The sequence below is a fragment of the Saccharothrix sp. CB00851 genome, from assembly GCF_001905065.1.
Classification (GTDB): Bacteria; Actinomycetota; Actinomycetes; order Mycobacteriales; family Pseudonocardiaceae; genus Actinosynnema.
This window is the reverse complement of the sequence record NZ_LWLC01000005.1, coordinates 99,313-112,887: the sequence shown is the minus strand read 5'-3', so window position 1 is coordinate 112,887 and position 13,575 is coordinate 99,313. Positions and strand designations below refer to the sequence as shown.

10 protein-coding genes are annotated in these 13,575 nt (G+C 69.5%); 5 read left to right on the top strand and 5 right to left on the bottom strand.

The window, feature by feature from the left end; translation table 11 throughout:
- The first annotated feature begins 5 nt into the window (after positions 1-5).
- Positions 6-1,058, top strand: a complete 1,053-nt coding sequence (locus A6A25_RS07740; RefSeq protein WP_073887200.1) for an amidohydrolase family protein — start codon at positions 6-8, stop codon at positions 1,056-1,058.
- Positions 1,059-1,141: 83 nt separating this feature from the next.
- A complete protein-coding gene (locus A6A25_RS07735; protein ID WP_073887198.1) occupies positions 1,142-1,885 on the top strand; it encodes an SWIM zinc finger family protein in 744 nt (247 codons plus the stop codon).
- A gap of 41 nt (positions 1,886-1,926) precedes the next feature.
- Here A6A25_RS07735 and A6A25_RS45280 read toward each other — a convergent pair whose 3' ends face one another.
- The 3 genes from A6A25_RS45280 to A6A25_RS42125 all read right to left on the bottom strand — a co-directional run bounded on the left by A6A25_RS45280 (position 1,927) and on the right by A6A25_RS42125 (position 4,575).
- Positions 1,927-2,982, bottom strand: a complete 1,056-nt coding sequence (locus tag A6A25_RS45280; protein ID WP_241828541.1) for a polysaccharide lyase family 7 protein — start codon at positions 2,980-2,982, stop codon at positions 1,927-1,929.
- Positions 2,983-3,157: 175 nt separating this feature from the next.
- The gene (locus A6A25_RS07725) at positions 3,158-4,102 is read right to left on the bottom strand and encodes an alpha/beta fold hydrolase (RefSeq protein WP_073887194.1); all 945 of its coding nucleotides are present in this window, start codon (positions 4,100-4,102) and stop codon (positions 3,158-3,160) included.
- Between the two features lie 275 nt (positions 4,103-4,377).
- Positions 4,378-4,575: a hypothetical protein gene (locus A6A25_RS42125; protein WP_083668089.1), complete on the bottom strand. Its 198-nt coding sequence runs from the start codon at positions 4,573-4,575 to the stop codon at positions 4,378-4,380.
- A gap of 51 nt (positions 4,576-4,626) precedes the next feature.
- Between A6A25_RS42125 and A6A25_RS07720 the strand changes: the two genes are divergently transcribed.
- The 3 genes from A6A25_RS07720 to A6A25_RS07710 all read left to right on the top strand — a co-directional run bounded on the left by A6A25_RS07720 (position 4,627) and on the right by A6A25_RS07710 (position 10,556).
- Positions 4,627-6,084, top strand: coding sequence for a DUF2397 domain-containing protein (locus A6A25_RS07720; RefSeq protein ID WP_083668087.1), 1,458 nt, complete (start codon positions 4,627-4,629; stop codon positions 6,082-6,084).
- Positions 6,081-7,226, top strand: a complete 1,146-nt coding sequence (locus tag A6A25_RS07715; protein ID WP_073887192.1) for a TIGR02678 family protein — start codon at positions 6,081-6,083, stop codon at positions 7,224-7,226. Before A6A25_RS07720 ends, A6A25_RS07715 begins: the two co-directional genes overlap by 4 nt.
- 309 nt (positions 7,227-7,535) lie before the next feature.
- Positions 7,536-10,556, top strand: coding sequence for a TIGR02680 family protein (locus A6A25_RS07710; protein WP_158073692.1), 3,021 nt, complete (start codon positions 7,536-7,538; stop codon positions 10,554-10,556).
- A 307-nt stretch (positions 10,557-10,863) separates the two neighbouring features.
- On the opposite strand, the gene A6A25_RS45275 is transcribed toward A6A25_RS07710, so the two are convergent.
- Together A6A25_RS45275 and A6A25_RS45270 are read right to left on the bottom strand one after the other, a co-directional pair.
- Complete coding sequence (locus A6A25_RS45275; RefSeq protein WP_338013198.1) at positions 10,864-12,060, bottom strand: ATP-binding protein; 1,197 nt, start codon at positions 12,058-12,060, stop codon at positions 10,864-10,866.
- Positions 12,057-13,406: a hypothetical protein gene (locus tag A6A25_RS45270; RefSeq protein WP_241828540.1), complete on the bottom strand. Its 1,350-nt coding sequence runs from the start codon at positions 13,404-13,406 to the stop codon at positions 12,057-12,059. Before A6A25_RS45270 ends, A6A25_RS45275 begins: the two co-directional genes overlap by 4 nt.
- Positions 13,407-13,575 lie beyond the last annotated feature (169 nt).

Here is a 13,575-nt window from a genome sequence, read left to right as displayed (position 1 = left end):
CGCTGGTGGTTGTCCGGATCCGGGGTCGTGCCCTGCCGCACGGCGAGCACGTCGACCTCTACGCCGACGGCGACCGGTGGACCACCGATCCCGTCCCGAACGCCGAGCTGGTGGCCGAGGGCTGGCTGGTGCCCGGCCTGGTCGACGCGCACACCCACCCCGGCGCCGAGGCACCCGGCGATCCGCTCGACCACGGGCTGCTGCGCGACCACCTCCGGCAGCACGTGGACGCCGGGGTGGCGGTGATCCGCGCGCCGGGCCTGGCCGGTGAGCCGCCGCCGTGGTTCGGCACCGACCCTGACACGCCCAGGGCTCGGCACGCCGGGCCGTGGCTCGCGCAGCACGGCCAGTTCTTCGACGGCTGGGGACGTCGGGCCGACCACGCCGAGCTGCCCGCGATCGCCGCGGCGCAGGCGGCGCGCACCGGGTGGGCGAAGGTGATCGGCGACTGGCGCTCGGACGGCGAACCGGTGCCGCTGGAGGTGTTGACCGCCGTGGTGGAGGCGGTCCACGCGGTGGGCGGCCGGGTCGCCGTGCACACCCAGCAGGCCGCGGGCGGTGAGGTGGCGGTGCTGGCAGGTGCGGATTCGGTGGAGCACGGGATGCAGCTGGACGTCGATTTGCTGACGCGGATGGCCGCGCGGGGCACGGCGTTGACACCGACGTTGTCGATCACCGACCGGATGCTGCCCGAAGTGCGCCGCCGCCCGGACAGCCCCGCCAAGCGGTGGTACACCAGCGGCGCGGAGGCGCACGCGGGACTCGTCGCCGCCGCGGCCGAGGCGGGCGTCCGCGTGCTGGCGGGGACGGACTCGGTGCCGCACGGCCGGATCGTCGACGAGGTGCGCGCGCTGGCCGCCGCCGGGATGCGCCCGCACGACGCCCTCGCCGCCGCCTCCTGGGACGCCCGCGCGTACCTCGGGCTGCCGGGCCTGGAGCCGGGCGCGCCCGCCGACGCCGTCGTCTACGCCGAGGACCCGAGAGCGGACCTCGACCAGCTGGCCCACCCGGTCGCCGTGATCCTGCGTGGACGTCCCGTGCGCGTCGGCGGGAAGTGACCACCCGAACCCGCCGGCTCGAACCGCACGGCAGCCGGGTGCGCCCCTCGTCGCGCCGACCGGCACTGGCAGGATGATCGCCCGTGGTCGCGGTCGAAGTGGATGTCGGCACGGTGCGGGGGTTGGCCGACCCGAAGTCGTTCGAGCGGGGCGAGGAGTACCTGGCCGCGGGACGCGTGCGGCGGGTCGCGGTGGACGGCACGAGCGTGACGGCGACGGTCGAGGGCTCCTACGCCTACCGGGTGCGCCTGGACGTCACCCGCCGAGGGTTGAGCGGCCGTTGTTCGTGCCCGCACGGAGCCGACGGCGCATTCTGCAAGCACTGCGTCGCGACGGCGCTGGCGTGGTTGCGGCAGCACGGGTCGGTGGAGCGGGTCGACCGGCCGCGCGGCACACCGCTGTCGGACAAGCGGTTGCGCGCGTTCCTGCTGGGCCGCGACCCCGAGTGGCTGGTGGACCAGCTCCTGGCCGCCGCGAAGGTCGACCGCGTGGTGCGCGCCCGGCTCGACGTCGCCGCCGGTGCCGACCCGGCCGTCGCGTACGACGACCGTGAGCTGCGGGAGCGGCTGGAAGTGACCATCGACATCACCGACTACGTCGACTTCGACGCCGGTGACCGGTACTTCCACCACGTCGGGCGTGCGCTGGACGAGGTGGCCCGGCTGGCCGACAGCGGGTTCGCCGACGCGGCGACCTCGCTGGCGGAGTACGCGAAGGAACTGCTGGAGGACGCGACGGACCGCGTGGAGGACTCGGTGGGGTTGGAGGAGGAGATCGCCCGCGCCGAGGAGATCCACCGCGCCGCCGCACGGCTCTCGAGTCGCTGACGGGCCCGCCCGGAGCCGCGCGGCCCCGGGCGGGCGAGTGGTCAGGCCGGGTGGATCGAGGTCTCGGTGATGCTGGTCCAGTCGTTGCCGGTGTTGCCGTAGCCCACGACGCGCACGTAGCGGGTCGACGTGTCGGGGATGTCGTAGGTCTCCGGCTGGAGCGTGGTGCCGCTGCTGGAGCCGGAGAACCGGGTGGTCCAACTGCTGCCGTCGGACGACGTCTGGATGCGGAAGTCGTGCCGCCGGGTGTCACCCTTGTGCCACGCCAACCCCACCGCGCCCACCGTCCGGGCGGAACCGAGGTCGTACCGGATCCACACCCCGTCGCCCTCGTCCGACCAGCGGGTGGACAGGTCGCGGTCCAGCGTGTTGGCCGGGACGTTCCCGTCGTCACCGCTCGCCGTGACCGCCGTGACGGGCAACGGGGAACCGGGCGGCTGGGGCTGCGGCTGCGGCGCGCTGTCGCCCAACGTCACCGAGTGGATGATCGTCTCGCCGTAGTTGCTCGCGCTGCACGGGCTGGAGTTGCCGCAGTTGGCCTGCGTGTACGCGCCGGCCTTGAAGTACCCGGTGCTGAAGCTCTTGCTCAGCGTCGCCGCGAGGGTGCCGTTGTAGTACGCGTTGATCTTGCCGCCGGAGACGACGAACTTCACCTGGAACCGCGTGTTCAGCCGGAAGTCGTCGGTCACCAGCTTGTAGCGCGCGTCATCGCCGTTGGTGACGTAGAGGTTGCGCCCCTCCACCCGGAACACGGACACGTCGTCGTCCCCGCCGTGGATCTGCCCGACCACCAGGTGCGGCTTGTCGTTCGGCAACCGCGTCACGGTCTGGTCGATGGTCATCGTGTGCGTCCCGGAGTTGGACGACCAAGCCGCGTTGGCCGTCCCGTTCATCTCCCGCAACTCCGAACGGGGGTAGTTCGACCCACTGGTCGTGACCCCGTTCACCGCCGCCCGGAACCGCACCCCGTCACAGGCGTCGTTGGCCACGAACCACGGGTCCACCCGGTAAGTCGCCAACGACGGCTGCTTCACCTCATCCGGATCCTCCTCGCCACCGATCGGCAACTGGATCTTCCAACTCCGCAGGTCCAACACCTGAGCGGGGTAATCGCACGCCGCCGCGACCGCCGCGGTCGGACCCGCGACCACCACACCGGCCACCACTGACCCAGCGGCTAGAGCCGCAAGAACTCGTCCCATGCCGCCATCGTGCTGACCTCAGGCCCGCCCGAACGCGCGCTGTCGCCTTCCTGCCACCACGACACCCGCCCTAGGCGGCGCCCTGCTTCTCCAGCCACGTCAAGATCGCGCGGTTGGTCTCTTCCGGCTTTTCCTGCTGGATCCAGTGACCGCAGTCCAGGGTGACCACTTCGACCTCGGGCACGAACGCCGACAGGTTCTCCGATTTCCGGACCACGTCCCGCTCGCCGTAGATCATGAGGGCGGGCTGGTGGATGATCGGGTCCACGTCCGCCAACAAGTGCCAGTTGCGGTCGACGTTGCGGTACCAGTTGATACCGGCCGTGAACCCCGAGGTTTCGAAAGCGGAGACGAAAACGGCCAGTTCGTCGTCGCTCATCAGGGGTTCACCGCGCGGTGCTTCCGCTCTGGCGAGGTTGATCAACGCCATGCCCGGCTGGGGCTGCGCGGGGGGCTCGTTCTTCCGGTAGATGTTGCGCAGGAACCGGAAGGTGTTGTCCTCGAACACGGCGTCGGCGACGCCCGGCTGCCGGTTGAAGTGGACGAAGTAGTTGTCGCTGCCGAGCGCGTCCTCGATGAACTCGACCCACGGCTTGTCCCCGCGATCGAGGTAGGGCACGCTCAGGTTGATCACCTTGTTCACCCGGTCCGGGTGCAACAAGGTCAATCCCCAGACGACCATCGCACCCCAGTCGTGGCCGACGAAGGTGGCGTCTTCGTAGCCGTAGTGATCGAGCAGCGCGACGAGATCACCCGACAGGTGTTCGATGTCGTAGTCGGTCACCTCGGTCGGCCGGGACGAGTTCCCGTAACCCCGCTGGTTCGGCGCGATGACGTGGTACCCCGCGGCGACCAGTGCGGGCACCTGGTGACGCCAGGAAAAGGCGTGCTCCGGCCAGCCGTGGCAGAGCACGATCGGGTTCCCGACGTTGTGCCGGCCCGCTTCGAAGACTTCGAGCTGCACCCCGTTGACGGGAACGAGGGCGGGTTCGGGGAAGTCGGTCGGATCGACCATCACATTTTCTCCTTGCCTTTTCAAGTGTCGCCACCACCGTAGGAAGAACCGCGGACAAGATCGGTCCTCAATGGCGGTGAACCTGGAGAAAACGCGAAGAAATCCGGTCGAGCCCTGCCGCACCGGAACCCGGACAAACGAAGAGGGCGAGCCGCTCAGCGACTCGCCCACCTGTGGAGTGCCCCCGGCGGGAGCACCAAAGGATGGGAAAAGGGCTGACCAGCGGTTTCAGGGCGGGTGCTTGGTTGTGCAGGCCAGTTTCGTCTTGTAGGGGGTCAGGTGATGCTCGCGTCCGGTGGCGCGCTGTTGCGGTCTTGGTGGTGCCACAGCAGTACGTCGCGGATGACCGCCGCCTGTTGCCTGCCAAGGCGCTCAGCTTCGGCGCCGTCAACGAGGTTGATCTCGAAGTTGAGGTCCGTGGCCTTGTGTTGCTGGCGGCGGCTCCGCTGCGTGGAGTTGGGCGTTGTGGTCACGCTGCGACCTGGGCATCAGCGTGTCTCAAAGCTTGGCGGTCCACCCGGTCCATGCCGCCCCACACGCTGACCTCGCGGTTCGCGGCGCAGTACCGGGTGATCGTCGATGTCCTGTTGGCAGAGCAGGACACGAGCCTGACCGGGTTGTCCTTCGACGAGGTGGCTGCCGGGGTTCGCGCTCGCCTCGCCGCGCAGGTGCCGGCCGAGGTGGTCGACCGCTTGCTGGCTCCCGAGGTCCTGCACCTCGACGCGCGGTTGGAGCGGTTGGTGCAGTGGCGGGTTCTGACCCGCTGGCAGGAACCCGCACGCTCTGGGGAGGACTTCCTGCGTCGGCGTGACCGGTACCAGCTCACCCCGAGAGCAGCCGGTCTGCACGTCTTCTGGTCGTCGGTCGACGACACCGAGGAGGCTGCGGGTGATCTCACGTTGGCGCCGCGTGCCATCCACGAACGGCTGATCGCCTTCGCGGAGTCGATTCGCCAGGCGGTGTACACCGTCGCGGCGACGGAGTTCCAGCAGGTCGGCGCCATGCACCAGGCGATGGCCACTGCGGCTCGCGGGTGGCAGCGCACGTTGGCACACGCCATGTCGGGTGGCCCGGACCAAGCCAAGCAGGACTTGTTGTGGCAGACGCTGCGTTCCTACATCGGCATGTGGGGTGAGCAGGTCGATGTCCACACACCGCGGATCGCGGAGCTGGTGGTCGAGCTGGACCCGCTGTTGACCCCTGACGTGTGGCGGGCGTGCGTTCGCGCCGCGTTGGACACCGATGCGGACGACGAGGTGGTGGCCTCCCAGGCACGCCGCTGGGAGCACACCTGGGAGGCGCTTGGTTCCTGGTTCGGCGGTGCCGACAGCCAGGCCCGGAGGCTGCGGCGCCAGCTGCGTGACCTGGTCGCTCCGTGGGCGCGCAACATGAACCTCCTGTTGGACACCGGTGGCGCGGTCACTCGCCGCGCTGAACTCCTGGCCTTGGCCGTCGCGGTCGAACGCGCTCCCGACGACGAGAGCGCCTGGCGAATCTGGGACACCGCAGTCGGAGCGTTCTCCGCACGCCACCTGCTGCTGGCGCCGGACTCCGCCGACGACAGCGACTTGAGCTGGACCACCGCACCGCCCGCACCGGTCACAGCCCGCTTCCGCGAACAAGGCGCTCGCGCCGCGGTCGGCAGGCGGACGAAAATCCCGGACTACTCGACCGGCAAGAGTGCCGCCCGACGGGCCAGGCTCGCCGCCCAAGCCGCCCGCAGCGGCGCGGAGGCGACGCTGCGCCAACGTTCCGGAACGCACCTGGCCGGCTGGGGCGAGATCACCGACGCCGAACTGAACCTGCTGTTGGAGTTCGTCGGCGTCGTGCGGCGGACGCGGTCGGAGAGCGCGGTGACCGGAGACGGTCGGTGGCGGATCACGCTACGTCGGCCACCGCAGGCGCACGACACCACGAGCCTGCGTGCCGACAGTGGCAGCATGACGACCTTGAACTGGTACTTCGGGATGGAGCCCGCGTGAACCACCAGGCTGCTGGCCGGCAACGGGCGTTCACCGCCCTGCTCCGCTCGCCGGTGCTCGACCGGCGCACCCACCCCGAGATATGGCCGCTGGTGCGGGTACACCGCGCGACGTTGGGCGAGTGGTTCACCCAGCGGCTCGGGTATCGACTGGTGGTGACCGATTCCGCAGCCCGGTTGTTCCGGCTTCCTGTTGACGGTGCCGTCGTCGCGCCCCGACGGTTCAAGCCGCCGACCCGGCGGGTGCTCGTGCTGGCCATCCTGGCCGCGGCTGCGGCCGAGGACGCCGAGGACATCACCACCACCCAGGATCTGTCCGACCGGGTCCGGGTGCTCTCCACGCACGAGGACGTCGAGCTCGCACACTACGACCCCGACCGGTTCGCCGAGCGCACACTGTTCGTCAAAGCTGTCCACCTGCTGGTGTCCGTGGGGGCGCTGCGGCCGACCGCTAGTGACGACGAGGATCAGCGCGAGGGGTGGGCGCACCGCCGTGACGCGATCGGCGGTGCTTACGAAGTCCGCCGTGAGTTGCTGCTGCGACTGGTCGACCCTGCTTCGTTGCGCGCCGCGCTCACCGGAGGACACGATGCAGGAGCGCCCCACGAGGCAGCGGCGCGGATCGGCTTGATGCGCAAGCTGGTCGAACTGCCCGTGGTCCTGCACGAGGACCTTACCGACGCAGAGCGGTTTTACCTGACAGGTCAGCGGCACCGCGTCCTGACCTGGTGCGCTGAGATGACCGGCTGGGTGGTCGAGCAACGCGCGGAAGGGATTGCGCTCATTGCCGCCGATGAGGCGGACACGGATCTGCCGTTCCCGAGGCTGCGTGCCGCCGACTTCGCCGCCTTGATGGTTCTTGACGAGCTGGTGAGGACGTACGGTGCAGATTCGGTCGTCACAGCCGACGAGCTGGGTGCAGCGGCCACCGCGGTCCGGGAGCGGCACTCCAAGGCGATGACCAATGACTTGCGCGTGGGCAACGCCGTGGAATCCACGGCACGGGATCTGCTGGGTGCGCTGGACCTGTTACGTCCGACCGGAGCACCGGACAGATGGTGGTTGACGGCCGCAGCGGCACGCTACCGCGACCCGCGGGTTGTGGCCGTGAACGCGAGGCTTGACGAGGAGGGTGAAGGTTGACCCGACCGGGACCTGACCGCGAGCGGTGGCTGGCGGCAGCGATGACGGGTGGCCTCCCGGAGCCGGGTCTCCACCGCTGGCAGCCCTTGCGCGTGGGCATCATCAACCTGTGGGAGTACGACCAGGCGGAGTTCTGGTTCGCCGACGGCCGTCTGGTGCTGCGCGGCGGCAACGGAGCAGGCAAGACGAAAGTGCTCGAACTGACGACCTTGATGCTGCTGCGCGGGGAGATCGGCGCTTCTGTGCTCGATCCGTTCGGATCCCAGCACCGCACGATGCGCTTCAACTTGTTGCCCACGGGTGAGGATGATGACCCCCCGTCCGCCTTCGGACGCCGGTCTGGGTTATGCCTGGGCCGAGTTCGGCAGGCTCGACGACGACGGCACGGCGCGGTTCTTCGTCTGCGGGCTGGGTGTCAGTGCCCGTCGCGGTAGCGGCACCTCCGCGGTGACCACGTGGCACCTGATCACCCACCTGCGTCCAGGACGCGACCTCAAGCTGTCCACGGCCGACCGGCCGCTCGACCATAAAGAGCTCAAGAAGGTCCCCGGCGTCACGGTGCCCGACAGCGCCGCGCGATATCGCACCAGGGTAGCCTCCGAACTGTTCGGACTGGGCTCCGACGCCTACGACAACCTGACCGAGCTGCTCAAGCAACTGCGCAAGCCCAAGCTGGGAGAACGGCTCAACCCCACCAGTCTCGCAGAGACGCTGCGTGCCGCCCTTCCACCGCTCGCGACCGCGGAGATCACCCAGCTCGCCGACGGGTGGGACAACCTGGAGAAGCTGCGAACGGCCGTGGACCAAACCCGCAGTGCGGCCGTGCGGCTGGCGGCGTTCGTGCGCACGGGTTGGACCCCCTGGGCGCGCACCGTCGTGCGCCACCGCGCCGACGCGCTGACCGCGGCGACCACTGAGTTGGACCGCACCACCAAAGACCGCCGAGCTGCGGAAACCGCGTTGACCACTGCCCGAGGTGAAGCCGACAAGCTGGACAAGGACATCAGCCGGGCGCGAACGCACCGGGGCGACCTCGGCACGGAGTTGCGCGAGTTGCTGGACAGCCAGGCGTTCCAGGATGCCGTGAGCGCGGCGAGCCGCGTCGAAGGGCTTCGTGAACAGCTCGATGCCCTGACCGGGCAACTCGTGGGAGTCGAAGACCGCCACGCAGTGGCGGCTGAGGACATGGTGGAAGTCGCCGAGTCGGAGGCAAACGCCGCCTCCGCCGCCGAGCAGGCCGAAGCGGATGTGGTTCGAGCGTCCGAACGCGTCCAGGCCGCCGGGCGCCCCGCCGGACTGCACCAGTCGGCTGCTCGGCACCTGCCCGCTCGTGACGTGCCCGCGTTGCGCGCCGACCTCTTGGTCCGCCGGGAGCGCTTCACCCGGTTGCAGCGACTGCGTGCGGAGTTCGACCGGGCCGAGTCGAACGCGGCGCGTTCGGCCGACCTGCTGGCCGACCGGGAGTCGGACCTCAACGAGGCTACCGAACAGCGGGAACTGGCGCGTGACGGCGTCGAGACCGCAGTGGACACCCTGCGCAGGCAGCCCCAGGAGTGGAACGCGAGCGTCGTCCTCGCCCAGGCTGACGAACGAACCGTCGAGTCCTGGTGTGATCTGGTGGCGGAGCTGACCGCCGTTGACCCGGCGGGCGCTCCGGCCGAACAGCGCGGTATCTCCCCCGCCGCAGCGGTCGCACGGCACGTCGAGGGGGTTCGCGACACGCTGAGATCGCGGCGCGCGGCACTGGTCCACGAGCACGGTGCTCTCGTGGCGGAACACGAGCAGGTCACAGCGGAACTGGCCGGGGTGCTCGATCAGACGGAGCGCCCACCAACCCCTCCGGGCTCGTGGCGCCGTCGCGATCGGCCGGAGCCCGACAGCAGGCTGGGTGCGCCGTTCTGGCGGTGTGTGCAGCCCGTCGACGAGTTGTCGATGGACAAGGTCGACCTGCTGGAGGCGACTCTGGCCGCCGCGGGCGTGCTCGACGCCTGGCTGAGCGCTGACGGCGAGCTGATCACCCTGGAGGGCGGGGAACAAGCGGACACGGTGGTGCGCGCGGGGGGATCCCGAGTTGACGTGAGCCTGACGCAGATCTTGGAACCTACTCCGGTCGGCGGTGTCACGCAGACCGCCATCCACGCCGTGCTGACCTCGATCGGCTGGCACGACTCCCGCCCCGACGGCGATGCGGCTGGAACCTGGTTGGCGGCGGACGGCACGTGGCGGTGTGCCGCCCTGTCCGGACGCGCCGAGGTCGCCCGACCCGCCTCCTACCTGGGAGCCACTGCCCGCGAGTCCGCAAGGCAGCGGGAGGTCGACCGGCTGCGGACTCGACTGGCAGCGCTCGAGCAATCGACCAGCGCGATAGAAGCCAGGATCGGGGAACTCGACGACGACCTGCGCCGCCTCGCCGAGGAGTCAGGGAGGCTTCCTGGGGAGCGTGTGGTCACCGACGCGGTCACCACCATGCGGGAGAGGGAACGGCAGGCAGCCGACAGCGAACGCAAGGCGGTTTCGGCCAGGAACACCCACCGTGCGAGCGAATCCGCCAGGGACACCGCCTGGGCGGACTTCTCCGCGTATGCGGGCGAGCACGCCTTCCCGCTGGCCGATCTGGCACTCCACGACGTGGCTTTGCGGGACTACCACCAGGCCGTGGACGAAATGGCCCGCCGAAAGGAACTGCTCGATCTGCGCACTGCGACTCTCACACGCGCGCGAACCGACCTGGCCGGCGCTCAGCGCAGGCTCGCCGGCGTCGATGCCGAACTGCACGACCTGCGTGCGCGGAAGCGGAAAGCGGAGGTCCGCCTGCGCACCGCGGAAGAGGCACTCACCAGCGATGTCCACGCGCAGTTGAACCGCCGCGCCGAGCTTGACCGTCTGGTGGAGCAGGTCGACCGGGAACTCGAGGAACTCGGGAAACGGCTCGCGGGCGCGCTGGTCACGGTCACCCGAGCCGAAGAAACTCTCGACCGGCACGAGGAACGCCGCCAGAGTGCGGAACGCAGGCGGGATGCCGCGCTGTCGGTGTGGTGGGAGGTGTACGACGCGGGCCTCGCGCAGCCCCTCGGGCTGGAGGAACCGGAACGCCGAAGCGTGGAGTCCGCGCGCGAGTCGACCCGCGCCGCACGCCGGGAACTACCGGACCCAGGCGACGAGGACCGCGCCTGGCGGCTCTGCTACAGCAAGCTCGAAGCACTGCGACAGGACATGCTGCCCGATCGCGACGCCCGCGTGCAGGAGCCGGAACAGGACGGCGCGATCCAGCGTCCGGTGCGCTGTCGTGGCGTTTCAACGCGCGAACTTATGCTGAGGAGTGCGGCCTGAGCGGTCACCACGACGCCCCCGATGATCTTGCGGCTGCCGTCGCCGGATTACGGGTCGTCTACGACATCGCACGTTCCCCGGTGCACGAGGAGCGGGTGCTCGCCCTGCTGCTGTCAGACCTCGCGGCCGGAGCAAGCCGTGAGGGCCGGTAGGACAGCGACCTGGTCACTCGGTCGACACTGATAACGCAACAGTCCCACCTCGTAGTGGATCCCTCCTGTGGAAGGGAACCGACCCTGCCCAGACGGAGTTGGTGCGCTGTCACCCAAGATCAACCTTCAGAATAGCGCTCTAGGAACCACGCTCGTCATGGATTCCTTCTGGCGGCACGGGCACGCTCGATCACCTTCTCCGGACTGAGCGGCGCGGCGGGGTGGTGCGTCAGGCACAGCGGTGTAGTGATCTTGTGGAAGCCGGATGCCTCACCCGAGATGTAGAATTGCGCGCGTGCCAAGTGGGAGATGTCTTTGACCGGCGTCCCCTTCGCTCGGGCGAGGTCGTTGACCGCCTCGATCTGGACGTTGCTGTTCAGGCGGCCGTAGAACTGGGTCTTTGCGTTCCCCACCACCTGGTTGTGCAAGCCCTTCGGTGCCTGGGTGGCGAAAAGCAGGCCGAGGCCGTACTTGCGAGCCTGGGAGGCCAACACGATCGTGCTGTGGGTGCTGGCGGTTTTCGATCCCGACCCGGCGAAGGACTGGGCCTCGTCCATTACGTACAGGGCGCCGAGGGGGCGGTCGCCCGCCGGGTTGCGTTTGATCCAGGCGAACAGTTCCATCTGCAACTGGTTGACGAAGTTGCGCCGCTGCTCCTCCGCGCGGAGGCCGACGAAACTGATCACCGACACCCTCGCCCGCTTGCCCCGGGACGGAGTGATGAGAACTCCTGGGTCGACCGGTTCACCGGTGCCCGCCAGCAGCGGGTCGTTCACCATCGCCGCCTTGAGGGCCTCGGCTAGATCGGCGCCGATGCGGCGACTGTCGTTGAGGATGCTGGCGTCGTTCGGTAGATCGGACAGAAGCGCGATCAAGCCGGGCAAACCACTCGCACCGCTCGTCGCGTAATAGGTGATCGCCTGACGCAGCACAGCTCGGCGGATGTTCGCGCGCTCCGTGGTGCCCGCGATCCGCAGTTGCGCCGCCAACGTCCCCGCCGCCATCTCGACGGCGACCTCGAACTCGTCGGGGTCGCCGAGGACCTCGGTGAAGTCCGGCAGCGGCCGCAGCGTGAGCTGCCTCCCGGCACTCCAGCCGGGTGTCCAGATCACGACGTCGGTCTCGTCCAGATAGCGTCGTGCCAGGTCGGCGTCGCAGGCGGCCCACGCCGAGGGAGGATCCGGCCAAGCATCGCCGAGCCGCGCAAGGTCGTTGTTGGGGTCCAGCACGATCGCCGACACCCCGCGCAGGGCGCACTCCTCCACGATGCGGCGCAGCAGCACGGTCTTGCCGGAGCCCGAACCGGCGAACACCGCGGCGTGCTGACGCAGCTCGGCCAGCTCAACGGTCACCGCCCGGCCGCCCGCCGCGGTCCCGAGCGGCACCGTGTTCGATAGCGGTGCGCTTCGGTCACCGCCACCACTCTCGACGACGGTGGGCAACACGCTCGACAACAGCTTGGAGCTGCTCGCTGGCTTGCGATCGACCAGCCATGCGAGGAACTCCGTGCTTCCGTCCAGATCTGCGACAGCGCCCAGAACGTCCGCAGATCGTCGTCGGAAATCACGCACCGCGTGCCACCGGCCGCCTCGAACGCCTTAACCTCCGCGGACGTGGTCGGCCCCGGGGACCAGTCGCCGTTGCGGATGATGACCAGGTGGTTGCTGCCGCCCACCTCGAGCCCTGCTGCGGACTTGGCCTTGCGCAGGCGGCTGAGCACGGCGTTGTGATGCGGTGCTGAGATCATCCGGAACGCCCACTGTTCGGTGAGGTCGGACGCCTCGTCCACCGTGTGGATCAGCTGGACGTGCAGGTCACTCCCGTCGGGACCGCGTTCCCATTCCATGCGGTGCCCGCCCAGCTCGGTGACCCACGAACGCAGAGCGGCGGACAGAACCGCGCGGCCCTCGTGGTCCTCGGCGGCCGGGTCGAGCAGCGACTCGACGTCCGCGGCCGACCGAAGCGCCTCGAACTCCTCGTTCAGCTCGTCGAACCGGCCCGGCTCGACCGCCAGGTCCACCGCCGCGTGGTCCCGGTCCGCAGCGCGTGCGTCGTCATCGGCAAAGGTCTTCAGTTCGCTGATCTCGCCTGCCCGCAGGCTCGCGTCGATGTGAGCGCTGAGCCGTTTCCACAGCTCGCGCGGTGTCTGCGGTTCCCAGCCTGTCTCGAAGGCTTCGGCGGCGACCGGCCAAGTCGGGTGCTGCGGGTCGAAGCCCATCGCCTGGTAGGCGACGGACAGGCGCCGTTCAACCAGAGCACGCCCGACTTCGCCGTCGGCGATGCGGTTGAGGATGAGCGACTCGCGGAACCGGTCGCCCACCGTGTCGGATGCCGCGGCGCCGATACGCGACCAGGTGCTGGGCAGGCACATCAGTACGGTCACCGTGCGCCGGGTGATCTCGCGCAACCGCATTAGCCCGTCGGCGATCCTCGCGACCAGGAGGTCCTCGGCTGAACCGGAGTCGCTGCGGTGCCGTCGAGACTGGGCGATCAGGGTGTCGAGCTGGTCCACGCCGATCACCACCGGCCCGGTCAGCGCCAGCAGTCGGGTGATGTCCTGGACCCGGGTCATGGCGGGTTTGGGAGTCGCCCTGATGCCCCAGGGCGCCCGCTCATCGGACTTGACCTCGTCGACCTCGGTCAGGTGGCATTCACCGACGTAGCTTGTTCCGGGGTCGTGCCGCGCGTACAGCACCATCGCCCGCGCGGTGTCGGAACACTCGATCGCGACCTGCCGGTCGAGCGTGCGCAGGCCCGCGAGGAACGTGTCGAGATCCTCCCGCGTCACCGACGACCCGTCGACGATGCGGCCGGCCACATCCGGGTTGACGCGACCGCGCTCGCAGGCACGCCTGAGGAACCGGCTC

Coding starts and splice junctions, on each gene's coding strand:
- A6A25_RS07710 (WP_158073692.1), top strand. CDS start 7,536: ATGACCCCCCGTCCGCCTTCGGACGCCGGTCTGGGTTATGCCTGGGCC.
- A6A25_RS07725 (WP_073887194.1), bottom strand. CDS start 4,102: ATGGTCGATCCGACCGACTTCCCCGAACCCGCCCTCGTTCCCGTCAAC.
- A6A25_RS07720 (WP_083668087.1), top strand. CDS start 4,627: ATGCCGCCCCACACGCTGACCTCGCGGTTCGCGGCGCAGTACCGGGTG.
- A6A25_RS45270 (WP_241828540.1), bottom strand. CDS start 13,406: ATGGTGCTGTACGCGCGGCACGACCCCGGAACAAGCTACGTCGGTGAA.